Origin of the sequence: Vibrio sp. La 4.2.2, from assembly GCF_027586995.1 — a bacterium.
In the GTDB taxonomy this organism is placed as follows: domain Bacteria; phylum Pseudomonadota; class Gammaproteobacteria; order Enterobacterales; family Vibrionaceae; genus Vibrio; species Vibrio mediterranei.
Window position 1 is genome coordinate 287,456 of the sequence record NZ_JAPPTJ010000004.1, and the last position, 14,987, is coordinate 302,442.

Genomic DNA, 14,987 nt, shown 5'->3' on the forward strand with positions numbered 1-14,987 from the left:
CAATGATGGAGGGAGTAATTTTGTTAAGCGCAAATCACCTTTACGCCGTTCGATTCAATTTGAGCTTTCTGCTCGTTAGTTAAACCTTTGTCTGTAACGACGACATCAATGGCATCCCACGCTAATTCTAGATTAGGAATTTTTCGGCCTATTTTCTCGGATTCAATCATTACCACGACTTCGCGTGCGACTTCTGCCATAACATTACTAAGACCGATTAGCTCATTAAATGTGGTGGTGCCGCGCGCTAAATCGACACCATCGGCACCGATAAATAACTGGTCAAAGCCGTAAGAACGAAGTACCGACTCAGCAACCTGCCCTTGAAATGATTCTGAATGACTATCCCAAGTACCGCCTGTCATTAATAGTGTTGGTTCATTTTCCAAGTCATTGATGGCATTCGCCAATGACAGTGAATTTGTCATTACCACCAAACCTTTCTTACTACCAAGCCTTGAAACCAAAGCGCCTGTTGTGCTGCCACAATCGATAACAATTCGATAATGATCATTGATTAGACCAACTGCGGCCTCTGCGATGCTCTCTTTCGAGGCGGACGTCAAACTCGACTCATTCAGCACCTCATCTACGGCTTCTTGAGGTAGTGCTACAGCACCACCATAGCGTCTTAGTAACTGGCCGTTCTTTTCTAAAGAAGTAAGATCTTTACGAATCGTCACTTCAGAAGTGTCGAATAGAGCGGATAGCTCTTCTACGCTCACCTCTCCACGCTCTTTAACAAGTTGAGCAATGGAATGACGCCTGACTTGAGTATTTCGCTTTCGCATTTTAATTTCGATTCAAAACTTAACTGATAGCAAAATTATTTCACAACGTAAGTTATCACGCAAGAAATCCGCTGTATTATATCTAAGACAGGGTTCATCTGATGAAAAAACACACACAAAACTTTCGTTTCGAAAGATAATATCACGAAGAATGGGTAGTATTTTGAAAAAAAGCCGAGGGAAAATTGAGAATAAACTAAGAAGAAAAGAAGGAGAGATAGAAATAAAAATATAACTTCGGCACAGGATAGTGCCGAAGTTCGTCACTATTTAAACCAGTGGGTTATCTCGACACAGTGTTTCAACCAACTCGGTAATCGCCAGAATAATGGTGGATTTAACGCGTTGATAGTGGCGTTCTAAAAACATTTCCAGCATCACCGCATCTAGGCCATCTGTCATGCTTTCATCGTATTCGATCGGCATCATTTTTTGGATAGCACTGATTTTGTTCAACTCAAACAACACGTCTCTTTCGGTAAAGCTCACATCATTTTCTTGATGCTTGGTCCATTCACGCAGTGTTACGAAGATATCGATATCATCGAATACTTCCTTGGAGATAACACCTAGACCTAAAAGTAGCTTAGCCCGAACGAGAATATCCCCTAGCGGACCATCGTTGGTCAGAAGAGGATCCACCACGTACTTCACTGCATAGTCGTCTTTATGAAAAATACTATTGATCAGCGTATCTAACGTATCATCAATCGCATCATAAGCCGCCATAAGGCACTCACTCGCGTCTTTCGCTTCAGACAGCGCCTCTAAAAGTTCAGTTTCATTAGGTGGGTGCAGTGGCATAACATCTCTTAATACAAAGGGTGCCACTTGCGTGGCACCAACAGCTTGAATCATTTGAGCGCTAGATACGCTTCGTGCGCTAGTGTAACAACTTCTGAATCAACATTCAGCTCTGAATAATGAGCGAGTGTTTTAGCAAAGCCTTGTTCAGCAAACATAGCTTGAAGCTCTACTGCTTGTGGATCATCGTCATTCTTATAAAGAAATGCTGCCGCAATACCTTTGATTAAGTGAGAGTTAGGTAAACCGTATTCAATCGTACCGTTTAGTGGTTTGATCAAACGATCTTGTGGGCTTAGCTTACGAATTGGTTGACGACCAACACGATCTACTTCATCACGTAGGTATGGGTTGGCAAAACGGTTAAGTATTTTTTGAATGTACGCCGAGTGCGCTTCTGCATCAAAGCCGTAACGACGAATTAATACTTCACCACTTTCCTGCATAGCTGCTTGAACATCTGCAAAGATCGCAGGGTCTTCAATAGAATCTTTAATTGTCTCATGGCCTGCAAGCACACCCAAGTAAGCCGTAATTAGATGGCCAGTATTCAATGTAAACAGTTTACGCTCTACGAACGCCATTAGGTTGTCCGTGCATTCCATGCCTTTAATAGCAGGGATGTCGCCAACAAACTGAGTTTCATCAACAATCCATTCGCTGAACGTTTCTACCGTTACTGCCAGAGGATCGGTTTCGCCTTCCTCAGCAGGAGGAACGATACGGTCTACCGCAGAATCTACAAAGCCAATGTGCTCTTGCGCAAACGCTTTGGCATCTGCTGATAGATGCTCAAACACCATCTCTTTGAGCTGGCTAGTGCCACGAACCATGTTCTCACATGCGATAATATTAAGAGGTGCAGTATTGCCACTTTCTAGACGTTTTTCGATACCTTGAGCAACAGATTTAGAGATAATTTTTAAAACCGTAGGGCCAACAGCGGTTGTTACCATATCAACAGTCGCGATGAGCTCAATGATGTCTGTGCTCGTTGAGTTTACGGCAGTCACATTGTTAACTTGCTCTACAATACAATCTTCGCCAACGATTTTTACTGGGTAGGATTGACGTTCGATTAGGGCATTAACCACTGTTTCGTTTACATCGGCAAATGTTACGTGAATACCCGCATCTGCCAATAGTTTACCAATAAAGCCACGACCGATATTACCTGCGCCAAAATGTAGTGCTTTCATAAGACGTCTTCCTAAATAACTCATTAAAAAAAGAAAAAAACAAAATCAAAAATGAGACCAACAGGGGGAGCGTTGGTCTCGTTTCACTTAGGAGCTATGACTTAAAGCCATGGTGATCATCACCATTTATGCTACTTACCACTTAGGATGCGAAGTACATCCTCAACGTCAGTGGTAGACTTCAAACATTCAACAGCTTCGTCGTCATCAAGTGAATTCGTAATCGCTGTGATAACTTGAATATGTTCATCACCTTGCGCTGCGATACCAATGACCATCTTCGCAACATCATCTTCGTCCTCACCCCATTGAACACCTTCAGGGAATTGGCAGAACACGATACCGGTTTTGTTGACGAACTGTTTTGCTTCAATAGTGCCGTGAGGTACTGCAATCGACTCACCAAGGTACGTAGAAACCAACTCTTCGCGAGCCAACATGCCTTCAACATACTGCGGTTCTACATAACCAAGTTTTACGAGTTGCTCACCAGCAAACTTGATAACTTCTTCTTTGGTTTTTGCTTCCATACCTAAGAAGATATTTTCATTCGAAAGCTTAAGCGTTCCTTCTTCGCTTGAGCTAGTGTCTGCTGGTGCTTCAGGCTTTTTTGGCTCAGCACCCGCTTGTTGTGCATTCACAAGGTCAGAAACCAGACCATCATACAAAGCACCATCTAGGAAGTTGCTTAGAGAAATGTGATGTGAGTTTGCGGCATGTTTACGTGCACGGTCAGTCAGATCTTTATGAGTAATGACGATGTCAGCGTCATCCGGTAGGCTGTTGATCGCTAAGTTAGTTACCGAAATGTCTAAGTTAGCAGCATCTACCTTCTTACGAAGCATGCTTGCGCCCATCGCACTTGAACCCATACCCGCGTCACACGCTACGATGATTTTGCGAACTTTTGCTAAGTCTAGAGCTGCACCAGTTTGACCTTTTGAAGACGCTTTCATGCTTGCCATTTGGCTTGCAGCTTTTTCTAGAGATTCTTCTTCGTCATCTTGTTTAGATGTTTTCATTAGTAGCGATGCGATGAAGAATGTCACTGTTGCTGAGGCAATTACAGATAGAATCACGCCTACAAATGAAGACTTAGGAGTCATCAGAAGTACAGCAAAGATTGAACCTGGAGACGCTGGAGATACTAGGCCTGCGTCGAACATCGTTAGTGTGAACACACCCGTCATACCACCAGCAATCACTGCGATGATCAGACGTGGGTTCATTAGCACGTATGGGAAATAGATTTCGTGGATACCACCAAAGAAGTGGATGATCGCCGCACCTGGTGCTGACTCTTTAGCATTACCGCGTCCAAAGAACATGTAAGCAAGTAGTAGACCTAGACCTGGACCTGGGTTCGCTTCAATCAGGAAGAAGATTGATTGACCCATTTCTTCGGCTTGTTGGATACCAAGTGGCGAGAAGATACCGTGGTTGATCGCGTTGTTTAGGAACAGGATCTTCGCAGGTTCAACAAAGATAGAGGTTAGAGGCAGAAGACCTGCGTTAACCATTACGCCTACACCCGCAGCAAGTGCAGTAGAGAGTACCTTAACTGCTGGGCCAATAACTAGGAAAGCAAGGATGGCACAAAGCATACCAACGATACCAGCCGAGAAGTTGTTAACCAACATCTCAAAGCCACTCTTAACTTTACCTTCAACTGCTTGGTCAAACTTCTTAATCGCTAGACCGCCAAGTGGACCTACAATCATTGCACCCATAAACATTGGGATATCTGTACCAACAATCACACCCATTGTTGTGATAGCACCAACAACCGCACCTCGGTCGCCAGCAACCATTTTACCGCCGGTATAACCAATCAATAGCGGTAAAAGGTAAGTAATCATCGGACCGACCATCGAACCCAAAGTTTCGTTTGGAATCCATCCGGTTGGAATAAATAGTGCCGTAATCAAACCCCAAGCGATGAATGCGCCAATGTTTGGCATCACCATGTTGGAGAGGAAACGACCAAAGTTCTGTACTTTGATTTTCGCTTCAGGAGATAGCATAAGGTCATCCTCGTTATCAGAAAAAGTAGTCCCTTTGGACCAAAAGTTGTTATTCAAAAGTCCATTAAAAAGTAACACAAGATTTCCAAAAGTCAGCATGACGGCATTTTTGTGATCCAAATCACCACACAAAAACCACAAACAACAATAACAAGTGATATGGATCACGTAATTACAGCGTTGATAAATTACACAGCAGCTTTATTGATAATGAATCTCATTTATTGTTGATCAGCGTCACACTTATTGACCCGTCACACATAAAATAATTAGAGACTCAAGTCACATTTTGATTAAATTACCACTCAGAATGCTCATCTAACCCTACTTAAAGCCGACCAATATAGCTCAACAAACAGTCAAAAATCGCCATAATGTAATTTTATTACAGATATGTTTTTTGACTTTCATTTAATCTCTGACAAAGTAGCGCTATAAAAACAAAACGTGAAACCTAAGAGGATTACCTAAATGATCTCCGCACTTTTATTTGATATGGACGGATTGATATTCGATACGGAAACGGTCTACAAAAAGAGTTGGCAATACGCGGCTACCCAGATGGGGTATGAATTAACCGACGACTACTATCAAGGTTTTATTGGCGTGCAAGACCCTGACTGTGAACGAATGTTGTGTGAGCACTTTGGTGAAGGATTTGACTTAGCCGCATACAAGGTCATTCGCGACCAACATTTTCATGAAACAAGAGAACAAGGAATAGACTACAAACATGGGTTCCACCAGCTTTTCAAAACGGCTAAGGAACTCAATCTTATCACTGCACTCGTCACCTCCTCCCATTTGCCTGAAGTAAAACATAACTTTCAAAACTCAGACTACCTTGAGCAATTCGATACCATAATTACCGCAGAAGATGTACAAAATGGTAAACCTAGGCCAGATTGCTACATCATGGCATGCCAACGCCTTAACCTGATTCCAAGTGAATGCTTGGTACTGGAAGATTCGAATAATGGCATGCGCGCAGGAAAAGATGCTGGATGCCAGGCAGCGATGATTCCAGACATCACACCACCCCAAAAAGACATCGCTGAAATAGCTGACTATTTATTCGAGTCATTGGAACAGGTCACCGACCTCATTCGTAGCCAAACGAGTTCTTAAACAACGTCGGTGATTACGCAAACCAATGGTGTCAACCAAGATACCATTGGTTAATCCCACCAAACCTGTTGATTCTCAGTTGCACTCAACTCTCGTATGAGTACCTTTTCTCCAATTTTCGGACATACGACATTTACATTGCGTTCACTAGCTTCTCGAACTAGGCGTTTTAACGGCTCATTCCAAGCATGGAAAGAGAGGTCGAACGTGCTGTTATGAATGGGCAACATGACACTCCCTTTTACATCGATATGCGCTTGAACACTTTGCTCTGGAAACATGTGAATACCGGCCCACCTATCATCATAAGCCCCCGTTTCCATCAACGTTAAATCAAAGGGACCATAACGTTCACCAATATCGCGAAAACCACTGAAATAACCAGAGTCACCACTAAAGTAAATATTTGATTCACTACCCTGTATCACCCAGCTTCCCCACAACGACAAATCACGCTCTTTGTAGGAACGACCAGAGAAATGTTGAGTTGGAGTGAAAACAAACGTCAATGTCCCAATTCTCTCCGACTGCCACCAATCCAATTCTTGGATTTTATTTCGCGCCACCCCCCAGCCAAGTAAATAGTGTCCAACACGCTTCGGTACAAGAAATTGATCAACTCGTTCATGAAGTTGTTTAATGGTTTGTTTATCAAGGTGATCATAATGATCATGACTGATTAAACAGATATCAATGCGAGGAAGATCTTCTAAAGAGATAGGTAAGGGGTGAAAACGCTTAGGACCAACCCAAGACAAAGGCGATGCTCTGTCGCTGAATACAGGATCAGTGAGCAACACTTTACCGTCTATTTTCATTAACACCGCAGAGTGTCCTAAGCGAAATACACAATCGCCTGTATCTGACTCAATGCTTTCACGTCTAATCGTTTCAACCGGAATGCTAGGAACCTGAGAGTAGATTAGCTTATCCACATTTAAATATGAACGCAGTGTCGCTAGCGTATCTTTGAAAGAGGGATTGTAGATGAGTTCGGTATTGGTGAATGGTTGAAGCTTAGCTTTGCGGGTAAATGGCAGCGCTTTTACACTGCGAGATAACAACACTGGCATACATGACTTTCCTTGTAGCTGATTATGTTCATTCAGTGTTGCCTGCCAAAATGACATCGAGATGCAAAATACACGAACATTATATGTCGTTAAATTGACCAAACTGTAACAATTGCTAGAGGTGGAGTCTGTATTATTTCCCAAGTAAAAATGACAAAGCCCCGCTTGATAGCGGGGCTCAATTAACTTAGTCGCAAACCGTTACTTCTTAAGTTGAGTAAAGTAGTCGAAGATTACTGGCACGTCGTTTTGAGCTAGACCTGCGTCAACCGCTGCTTGTAGGCTCTTAGAAGTCCCTTCAGCAATCAAAGACTCAGTACCTAGGTCAGATACCATTTCTAGGAAGTAGCCTAGATCTTTGTTTGCATTAGCAATGGAGAAACCCAATTTCTCTTCGCCGTCTACGGCGTAGAACTTACAGAACTGCATAAATGGAGAATTAGATGGGCCTGCTGACATAATGTCGAATAGCTGTTGGCCATCAACACCGGCTAGTTTCGCAACAGCGAATGCCTGCGACATCGTTGCTACAGTGGTCATACCCATAAAGTTATTCACTAGCTTAGTCACGTGACCTGAGCCTAACGCACCAAGGTGGAATACATTTTCGCCTTGTTCATCAAGAACAGGCTTTACCTTATTAAACGTGTCAATATCACCGGCAGCCATGATGTTTAGTAAACCATCTTTCGCGTGAGCAGGAGTACGACCCAGTGGCGCATCGATCATACCAGCGCCGCGAGCTGCAAGCTCTTCGCCAATCTTGCGAGTGGAAGCAGGGATAGAGGTACCAAAGTCGATAAGTGTTGAACCTTCTTTAATACCAGCTAGGATGCCTTCGTCACCATAAACGACTCTCTCTACTACTGCAGAAGTGGTTAGACACAGCATTACAATGTCGCTGTTTTCAGCCAGCTCTTTTGCCGTTGTTGCTTCTTTAGCGCCACGAGCTACACAAGCAGCAACAGCGTCTTTGTTTAGGTCCATTACGTTTAGCTCGTAACCACGGTTTTGAAGGTTCTCAACCATGTTACCGCCCATAAGGCCTAGGCCGATGAAACCAATGACTGGTTTTGTCATGTGTGACTCCTAAAATACTATTGTATGACTATTTGAGTTAATCATATATGCTCTGTTTGGGTTAAGCAATCAATCTCCGGTGAGATTTTGTGATCAATGCTAGATAATGAGATCTACCACTCGAAAATTGAGCATATAATCATACAAAAGCAGTTTTTCATTACGTTCTGATAACAGAATCTTTATGAAGACTCCGTTCAACGTTAGCCAATTTCTATGACGGCCTGTATATCGTGACTATAGTTAACAAAGGCTCATTAACACGGGAAAACAGATAGGCATGAGCGAGTTAACAGAGATTCATTGGCCTGACTATTACCATCCTAAAAACTCATCCGTACACGTTAAGGAAGAGATTGTCGTACCTTCAGAATGTGAACGGATATGGGCTTGTATCGTTCAAGCGCCTTGTTGGCCTAATTGGCACCATAGAAAAACTGCGGTTCAGATAACAAAAGGTGACACGCGTGAGCTTCACAAAGGAACGATGTTCAACTGGATCACTAAGACCATGAGCTTTGAATGTACGGTAGTGGAATATATCCCTCACGAGCGTATTGCCTGGAAAGGGAAATGTGGAGGCGTTGATATGTACCACGCTTGGCTATTAAGTCCTTGCGACAACGGTTGCCGCATTGTCACTGAATCAACTCAGCGAGGTGGACTCCGTTGGCTAACCGGTAGATTCGTGACCAAACAAGTGGCGGCTCATCACCAACAATGGTTGCATCTACTATGTGAGCAAGCAAAAGGATAACCAAATCACAGAAGACACGCAGCGTCTACAACAGCGAAAACACTGTGTCGCGTAACCAACGGTGAGCCACATCATTTTGCCATTTAGCATGCCACAGTAAATAGTAACAGTGTGACGGCAATGAAAATGGCAGCGGGTGAATGTCAAAGTCGGATTTGTCTGGCAATCTTTCTACAAGATACTTAGGCAGCGTTACCAATAAATCACTTTCTCGTACAACGTCCAGAGCTTCGCGAGCGCTCGACAACGTTAACGCTACATTTCTTTTTACCGATAAGTTGGCAAAAAACTCGTTCACCTCAAGATCAATATTCGCCACCAAATGCAGTAAGACATGCCGAGACTCAAGGTATCGCTCAAGACAAAGCGTCTGTTGAGACTTGTGATGCTCTTTAGACCTAACAACAACATAGTCGTTGTCAGCAATGCGCTTCCCATAAATGTTGTCCGGGATCCGGTGTGCTGGGGTGATCAGTATATCGACATCCTCCGTGGACAACTCATCAATATCCCGATGTTGCCACAATTCCATACTGAAGGAGGCATTCGGCGCTTGACTCATCAACGCCAAACTCAAGTCTTTTACCAGCGATAATGAACTAAAACTTGAATACGCTATTCGATAGGTGCGCTTTATTTCACTGGGCTCAATCGAACTGTCTGAATATAAGCCTTCAATGGCGCTAAGAACATGAGGTAGCGCTCGTTTAAGCGACTCCCCACGCGCCGTGAGCACGAATGTTTTTCCCTCTCGAATTAACAGAGGGTCAGAAAACTCCGCTCTTAGTTGAGTGAGATTTCTACTCATCGCCGACTGAGTTACTCGCAACCGTTCTGCAGCTTCAGTGAGGCTACGTGTTTCAAGTAGAGCTTGCAGTGGTCGCAATAACTTGTAGTTGTGTCCTATCATCCGTAACGCGATTTCCTTTTTTACGGTAGAGACTTAAGCATCCAAACATCGCAACCGTTATGCAGCGTACCTTCATAGGGTGCGTTTAAATGTGTGAAACCAAAGTTCTCGTACAATCTCACTGCTGCCGACATGGAAGTGAGTGTGTCCAAGTAGCAAGATGCGTAGCCTTGTTCAGTCGCGAACGCTAAACATTGCTGCACTAACTCCTTACCTAATCCAAGCCCGCGAGTTTCAGGTAGTAAGAAAAGTTTCTTTAGCTCGCATACGTCTTGATGATCACCAAATGGTGCTAATCCGCAACCTCCAACTACCTTGCCATCCACTAACGCAACAAGATACAAACTGCGATTTACTTCACTGTAGTTTTCGCTCATTGCTAACACTTCTGGATCCGAAGGACCAAACCCTTCGCCCACTGCGCCAAACTCGGCTCCCACGGACTGAATCACAGCACACAACGCCTCATCGTACTTTGGCATCGCATTTACTATTTCGACTTTCATAATGTTCTCTACTTCTATTAAATGCCTTTTCACTGTATGCCGCTTTAAAGCTCTATAAAAGTGATATTTAGTTTAGTTAATCATGATAAAAAGTGATAGTTATACAATTATGCAGAGTAACTCTGATTAGATGGAAGTGAAAAACATAATATATAAGTTATTGGTTATTCCGTGAAAGGACTCTGACCGTTAGGATAATGACTCGGTTGTAACTGATTGAAGCCCGATGAACAAAAACTTCTCTTTGGCGCTCACCGCCATGACGGCATTTGCGCTTAACTCTCTATTCTGTCGATTCGCTTTGGGAACCGAGGTCATCGATCCAGTAGGGTTTACTTTAATTCGCTTAGTCAGTGGAGCAGTCACCTTGGTTGCCCTTAGCTATCTATTGGACGACCAACGACAAAACCAAAGCTCACTTAAGCTCAGTCAATGTCAATCACTCTCCCTAGGCTTGTCACTTTTTGGCTATGCATTGCTATTTTCTTTTGCTTACATCACGCTTGATACTGGGACTGGCGCCTTAATCTTGTTTGGCACCGTACAATTGGCACTGATCGCTTATCACCGAATCGGTGGCCATGAAATATCCAAGTTAGAGATGGTGGGTATTGCCATCGCGTTAACCGGTTTTGCTTCATTACTATTACCGTCCGCATCTCAACCTTCTGTTGTCGGCACTGTGCTGATGGTCTTATCTGGGGTTTGTTGGAGTATCTTCACAATATTAGGGAAAAGCGTCCCATCTCCTATCTTAGCCACTAAACAAGGTTTTCTCGTGGCCAGTGGATTCATGATTCTCTATTTTATTTTGAGCCTATTTGTTAGCTCAGAGTCGATTCTATTCAATGCATCCGGTGCTCTTTACGCCGTGTTATCGGGTTCGCTCGCCTCTGCTGTAGGTTACTTTTTATGGTACTCACTGCTTCCGAAGATCGATGTGCTTGATGCGTCATTACTGCAGCTAACAGTCCCTGTTATTGCTATGGTTCTTGGTTGGCTATTTATCGGTGAAACCGTGTCTGCCATGTCGCTCCTATCAACCTTTCTTATATTGGGCGGAATAGGTTTAGTGTCTTGGTTTAAGTTGCAACGTAAATAGAAAATACAGATAGGATACAAAACGTTAATTGGTATCTACCTTAAAGTTGAACTAAGTTAGTAGCATTAAAATAGTCACTTATTCTGCTTGGGATACCCATGAAAACGTTATTAACTATCGCCCTGACCCTTCTATTACCATTGCAAAGCGTCTTTGCCGCGACCTCAGAAACTACAGAGCCGAGCGAGCTAGAGGAGCCATTAGTCAATATTAAAATGATGCTAGATCTTAAGGGAATCGAACAGTCCATTGAACGCTCTGCAGTTGCCATCGATAATTTGGCGACATCGTTAACTTTACTGTCAAAAAATGAAAGCTTGAATGAGGAACAACGACAAGTGCTCGTTGATACCATGGATAACATCAACGAACTCACTGAGATGTCCAAACAATCACTTATTGCCTTACCGGGCGCTTTAGAACAATCACAAAACTCCATCGCCAACAGCACCAAAAAATTTGCCTACGACGTTCGATTTAATGTGTTGTTATTGCTTGCTCTACTTGTCTTCGCCATTGTTCTGGCTTTGATTGCAGCGTACTGGTTAATTCTTCGTCCAATGCAAGGCACCATTATTCACGCCACACGAAACGTGTCCAAAATGGCCAGTGCGATCCATCAAACGGCAGAATCGTTAGAAACGACCACAGCCAATCAAAAGGTGCTAACCGAACGCTTAGCAGCGCACGAGGTTCAATCTACAGACCAAACATCACGTAATTGAGGCCAGCCCCAAGTCGTGATTTCCACACCTTTCAAGATGCCATGAAAGCTCAATGTTTGACGATGATGAAACATTGGGCTGGCTAACCCTTCATGTATCAAAAGCGAACCTAGCTGTTCTAACTGTTTTAAATAATCACTTGGCTTTGAACTCGCCCTAATCTTGTCAATCTCCGAAATAAGGCAATCACTGGCTTGTTTACCAATTGCAGAATGAAGTACGGGGTCACTAAGGAAAAACAATAAAGCCGACACCTGCCTATTATCATCTAAGTTTAAGCTGCTCATAATAAGCTCTTCTTCAAACCCTTCTGCCATAGCTTTTTCAATAAACTCATGAAACTTGTACAAGTTGAGTTCTACTTTCACCCCTTGTCGCTCAAGAATCTTCTTCGCGGCATCAGCGCTTCGTAAAACACCGGGATGAGCATAGAAAGCTATCTGAATAGTTTCAGGTAGGTCAACGGGCTGAGCGGTATGAATTCGCTTAACGTTGTGCCAGAAAGGAAAGAAATTACTCGCTATTTCCGCACCGAAGGTACGCTGATCCAGCGTTAACTGGTGCCAGACATTTTCACCGCATAAGGTTTCACTAAACCAACGTCGTTGAGGGTAAGTAAGTGCTCTACCATACTGATTAAAGAGGAGAAACAGGCAACCATCTTCAATTCTTGCTCGTGATGTGGCACTGAGCAATTCATTCTGATCAAAGTCGATGGCGGGATGGGATATAGTCGACCTAGATGAGGGCTCGATACGCTTAATTGTGGGTGAAACACGGTGCGCACATGCTGCATCACGCTCAGTCACTTTCTCTATACTGCCATCCAAAGACCAAATCGTAACATTATCGGTTAAGGCTCTTAGCCCAAAATACTGTTCATTAGCAACGAGGGAGAGTACTTGTTCTGAATGGTTATTAAGTGAAAAGACACCACTACCGACTATGTTTCGATCATTCTGTGCCAATCGCTCTGGTGGCTGTATCGAATACTTAAGATCGGTGAGCAGCGCGGCAAACCCTCTGTCAGGACGGCTAAGATTGATGGTCATCACATAGGGGGGCTTAACGTCTATGGATTCCAAATGGTCGAGCTCATTCGCATAGTAGCGATGTTGCTGAAGTTGCAACAATAAGCTTTTAATCGTCTTTGCATCAATCTGGTCACCGTTGTCAAAAAACACGGAAGGTCGAATGTAGAACGTCCAAACTTGAAACGACGGGTCCACTTCCCAATGATGCGCCACATCTGGTTTGAGCTCGCCAGCTTTATCCATTGAAACCAGACAACTATAGAGCTGGCGATTCAAGAATCGTTCGCTATTTCGATGTGGAATATGAGGAACTAATCGAGTTAATGGTCGGTTATAGGTCAGTTGGACATTGACACGTCCTTCAGTGATTTTTGCACCTGAGGTTTGTTGTAGCAGTTGACCAAACGCCACTTGATCATTATCTAAAAATTCCAGAGCCCGATCATACTTACCCTCTTTAACCCATTGAGAAGCAATACGACGTTTAACCTCCCCTTCAGACAATAATCGAATGAGTGTAGAGCGCTGGTTTCGGCCCGCTCTGGGCACCCAAGTAATCCATTCCGCTTGGCTTAGGTGTTTTAGGATCGAACGCGTGTGCCTCGGGCTAGAAAAGAAACGCTCTGCGACGTCAGAAAGTGTCACTGCATGCTGATGACCGACTTCAAAAGCCTCTAGGCGCTTAAAGTAACGGTAAAGGTTAATACTTTCCAAAAACAGGTACCAATTCGTCTTAGTAATGTTCCTTATTTTAGCAATTTAAGCCCGCATTCATAGATTAATCGCCAGAGCTTTACTTATAAGGAACATTTGAGACAAAAATAACTCTGTTTTTAACTGCCGCATTTTAACCGACAATGAGTTCAGATTCTGAAGCAAACTCAGGCTGGAGGAACATGATGAAACACACTAAGCCTAAAGCAAAACAAGATGCAAAACGTCCATTGCGAGACTACTACTTGGCTCAACTTGCCGGCAGTAGATCCAAATTCAAATCAGAAACGTTGATTCGACTGGCCCAAACCTGCAACTACATGTAACCAAGAATTTAGCGACGGTAAGATCCATTATGTTTATGCTCCACCCCCGCAACCATAAGCTTGCTGTCGCTATTCCGACTAACTTCATTACCATCGAATATAAATAGGCGTGCCTATTTTCACTAAAGAAACAAGCTCATCCATCTCATCGTTAGTAATGGCAATACAACCATTAGTCCAATCAAAACTTTGTACGAATTGAGGTGGCTTAGTATTGTTGTTCTTCAACCCATGAATTTTAATGTTGCCGCCAGGCGCGACACCCAAACTCTTTGCACGATTTTTGTCTCTCAGGTTAGGATAACTAATGTGCATGGAGCGATAAAAAGCGGAATCGTCCATAACAAAATCGAGATAGTACTTTCCTTCCGGCGTTCGATTATCACCCTCTTGGATTTTATGCCCTCTAGGATTCTTACCAAGCGCAATCCTATACTCACGGATAACAGTATCGCCATCCATCAAGTACATTCGCCTTGCTGATTTCTTTACCTCTACTCTATCAATTTTGACATCTGGAGAGATCTCCAGACCAAAAGACCGAAATGGCAGCCCCACTATAACCAATACAACTAATAACCACTTATACATCAGTTCGTCCCCTAACAACTGACAGGAATTTTAACCCTTTCTGACACACGATCCAACGAGGTGTTTAGGTGCATATCTTTTTTAGTATAGGAACAGAAGGTTAGTTTTCATTGTTGCTATATGACAACACAGTTTCAATTAAATCCCCATATATCAACAATAATTCATCTACTACAATACACACATCTTCGAAAAAGAAGTCTAATCACAAATAACACTTAGA

15 protein-coding genes are annotated in these 14,987 nt (G+C 43.3%); 5 read left to right on the plus strand and 10 right to left on the minus strand.

Features of this window, described 5'->3' with window-relative positions; translation table 11 throughout:
• Positions 1–23: 23 nt before the first annotated feature.
• The 4 genes from OH456_RS10695 to OH456_RS10710 form a co-directional block, all read right to left on the minus strand.
• Positions 24–791, minus strand: coding sequence for a DeoR/GlpR family DNA-binding transcription regulator (locus OH456_RS10695; RefSeq protein WP_270033443.1), 768 nt, complete (start codon positions 789–791; stop codon positions 24–26).
• A 270-nt stretch (positions 792–1,061) separates the two neighbouring features.
• Entirely contained in the window at positions 1,062–1,595 is a 534-nt protein-coding gene (locus tag OH456_RS10700; protein WP_088879014.1) for an MltR family transcriptional regulator, read from the minus strand.
• Positions 1,596–1,645: 50 nt separating this feature from the next.
• Positions 1,646–2,794 carry a mannitol-1-phosphate 5-dehydrogenase gene (locus tag OH456_RS10705; RefSeq protein ID WP_270033444.1) on the minus strand — a complete coding sequence of 383 codons (1,149 nt, stop codon included), beginning with the start codon at positions 2,792–2,794 and terminating at the stop codon, positions 1,646–1,648.
• Between the two features lie 131 nt (positions 2,795–2,925).
• Positions 2,926–4,818, minus strand: coding sequence for a PTS mannitol transporter subunit IICBA (locus OH456_RS10710; protein WP_006070342.1), 1,893 nt, complete (start codon positions 4,816–4,818; stop codon positions 2,926–2,928).
• A 471-nt stretch (positions 4,819–5,289) separates the two neighbouring features.
• On the opposite strand from OH456_RS10710, the gene OH456_RS10715 reads away from it, so the two are divergent.
• Positions 5,290–5,946: an HAD family hydrolase gene (locus OH456_RS10715; RefSeq protein ID WP_031493809.1), complete on the plus strand. Its 657-nt coding sequence runs from the start codon at positions 5,290–5,292 to the stop codon at positions 5,944–5,946.
• A gap of 50 nt (positions 5,947–5,996) precedes the next feature.
• On the opposite strand, the gene OH456_RS10720 is transcribed toward OH456_RS10715, so the two are convergent.
• A complete protein-coding gene (locus OH456_RS10720; RefSeq protein ID WP_270033445.1) occupies positions 5,997–7,019 on the minus strand; it encodes an MBL fold metallo-hydrolase in 1,023 nt (340 codons plus the stop codon).
• A gap of 201 nt (positions 7,020–7,220) precedes the next feature.
• Positions 7,221–8,099 (minus strand): NAD(P)-dependent oxidoreductase, encoded by an 879-nt coding sequence (locus OH456_RS10725; RefSeq protein WP_270033446.1) that lies wholly within the window; start codon positions 8,097–8,099, stop codon positions 7,221–7,223.
• A gap of 280 nt (positions 8,100–8,379) precedes the next feature.
• Here OH456_RS10725 and OH456_RS10730 point away from each other — a divergent pair, with 280 nt between their 5' ends.
• Positions 8,380–8,856, plus strand: a complete 477-nt coding sequence (locus tag OH456_RS10730; RefSeq protein ID WP_031493465.1) for an SRPBCC domain-containing protein — start codon at positions 8,380–8,382, stop codon at positions 8,854–8,856.
• Between the two features lie 25 nt (positions 8,857–8,881).
• Here the strand turns inward: OH456_RS10730 and OH456_RS10735 are convergent, their stop codons facing one another.
• Together OH456_RS10735 and OH456_RS10740 are read right to left on the minus strand one after the other, a co-directional pair.
• Positions 8,882–9,766 carry a LysR family transcriptional regulator gene (locus OH456_RS10735; protein WP_270033447.1) on the minus strand — a complete coding sequence of 295 codons (885 nt, stop codon included), beginning with the start codon at positions 9,764–9,766 and terminating at the stop codon, positions 8,882–8,884.
• 20 nt (positions 9,767–9,786) lie between these two features.
• Entirely contained in the window at positions 9,787–10,272 is a 486-nt protein-coding gene (locus OH456_RS10740) for a GNAT family N-acetyltransferase (protein ID WP_252039215.1), read from the minus strand.
• A gap of 226 nt (positions 10,273–10,498) precedes the next feature.
• Between OH456_RS10740 and OH456_RS10745 the strand changes: the two genes are divergently transcribed.
• Both OH456_RS10745 and OH456_RS10750 read left to right on the plus strand, forming a co-directional pair.
• A complete protein-coding gene (locus tag OH456_RS10745; protein WP_270033448.1) occupies positions 10,499–11,374 on the plus strand; it encodes a DMT family transporter in 876 nt (291 codons plus the stop codon).
• A gap of 98 nt (positions 11,375–11,472) precedes the next feature.
• Positions 11,473–12,099 (plus strand): hypothetical protein, encoded by a 627-nt coding sequence (locus tag OH456_RS10750; protein ID WP_006070334.1) that lies wholly within the window; start codon positions 11,473–11,475, stop codon positions 12,097–12,099.
• On the opposite strand, the gene OH456_RS10755 is transcribed toward OH456_RS10750, so the two are convergent.
• Positions 12,069–13,847, minus strand: a complete 1,779-nt coding sequence (locus OH456_RS10755) for an SgrR family transcriptional regulator (RefSeq protein ID WP_270033449.1) — start codon at positions 13,845–13,847, stop codon at positions 12,069–12,071. The genes OH456_RS10750 and OH456_RS10755 overlap by 31 nt on opposite strands.
• Positions 13,848–14,029: 182 nt before the next feature.
• Between OH456_RS10755 and OH456_RS10760 the strand changes: the two genes are divergently transcribed.
• Entirely contained in the window at positions 14,030–14,173 is a 144-nt protein-coding gene (locus OH456_RS10760) for a hypothetical protein (RefSeq protein ID WP_270033450.1), read from the plus strand.
• Positions 14,174–14,260: 87 nt separating this feature from the next.
• On the opposite strand, the gene OH456_RS10765 is transcribed toward OH456_RS10760, so the two are convergent.
• Positions 14,261–14,764 (minus strand): L,D-transpeptidase family protein, encoded by a 504-nt coding sequence (locus OH456_RS10765; RefSeq protein ID WP_006070331.1) that lies wholly within the window; start codon positions 14,762–14,764, stop codon positions 14,261–14,263.
• Positions 14,765–14,987: the final 223 nt, after the last annotated feature.

What these genes read in the sequence shown, in the direction of transcription:
- OH456_RS10695 (WP_270033443.1), bottom strand. Translation starts at nt 791, where the DNA reads ATGCGAAAGCGAAATACTCAAGTCAGGCGTCATTCCATTGCTCAACTT.
- OH456_RS10700 (WP_088879014.1), bottom strand. Translation starts at nt 1,595, where the DNA reads ATGCCACTGCACCCACCTAATGAAACTGAACTTTTAGAGGCGCTGTCT.
- OH456_RS10705 (WP_270033444.1), bottom strand. Translation starts at nt 2,794, where the DNA reads ATGAAAGCACTACATTTTGGCGCAGGTAATATCGGTCGTGGCTTTATT.
- OH456_RS10710 (WP_006070342.1), bottom strand. Translation starts at nt 4,818, where the DNA reads ATGCTATCTCCTGAAGCGAAAATCAAAGTACAGAACTTTGGTCGTTTC.
- OH456_RS10715 (WP_031493809.1), top strand. Translation starts at nt 5,290, where the DNA reads ATGATCTCCGCACTTTTATTTGATATGGACGGATTGATATTCGATACG.
- OH456_RS10720 (WP_270033445.1), bottom strand. Translation starts at nt 7,019, where the DNA reads ATGCCAGTGTTGTTATCTCGCAGTGTAAAAGCGCTGCCATTTACCCGC.
- OH456_RS10725 (WP_270033446.1), bottom strand. Translation starts at nt 8,099, where the DNA reads ATGACAAAACCAGTCATTGGTTTCATCGGCCTAGGCCTTATGGGCGGT.
- OH456_RS10730 (WP_031493465.1), top strand. Translation starts at nt 8,380, where the DNA reads ATGAGCGAGTTAACAGAGATTCATTGGCCTGACTATTACCATCCTAAA.
- OH456_RS10735 (WP_270033447.1), bottom strand. Translation starts at nt 9,766, where the DNA reads ATGATAGGACACAACTACAAGTTATTGCGACCACTGCAAGCTCTACTT.
- OH456_RS10740 (WP_252039215.1), bottom strand. Translation starts at nt 10,272, where the DNA reads ATGAAAGTCGAAATAGTAAATGCGATGCCAAAGTACGATGAGGCGTTG.
- OH456_RS10745 (WP_270033448.1), top strand. Translation starts at nt 10,499, where the DNA reads ATGAACAAAAACTTCTCTTTGGCGCTCACCGCCATGACGGCATTTGCG.
- OH456_RS10750 (WP_006070334.1), top strand. Translation starts at nt 11,473, where the DNA reads ATGAAAACGTTATTAACTATCGCCCTGACCCTTCTATTACCATTGCAA.
- OH456_RS10760 (WP_270033450.1), top strand. Translation starts at nt 14,030, where the DNA reads ATGATGAAACACACTAAGCCTAAAGCAAAACAAGATGCAAAACGTCCA.
- OH456_RS10765 (WP_006070331.1), bottom strand. Translation starts at nt 14,764, where the DNA reads ATGTATAAGTGGTTATTAGTTGTATTGGTTATAGTGGGGCTGCCATTT.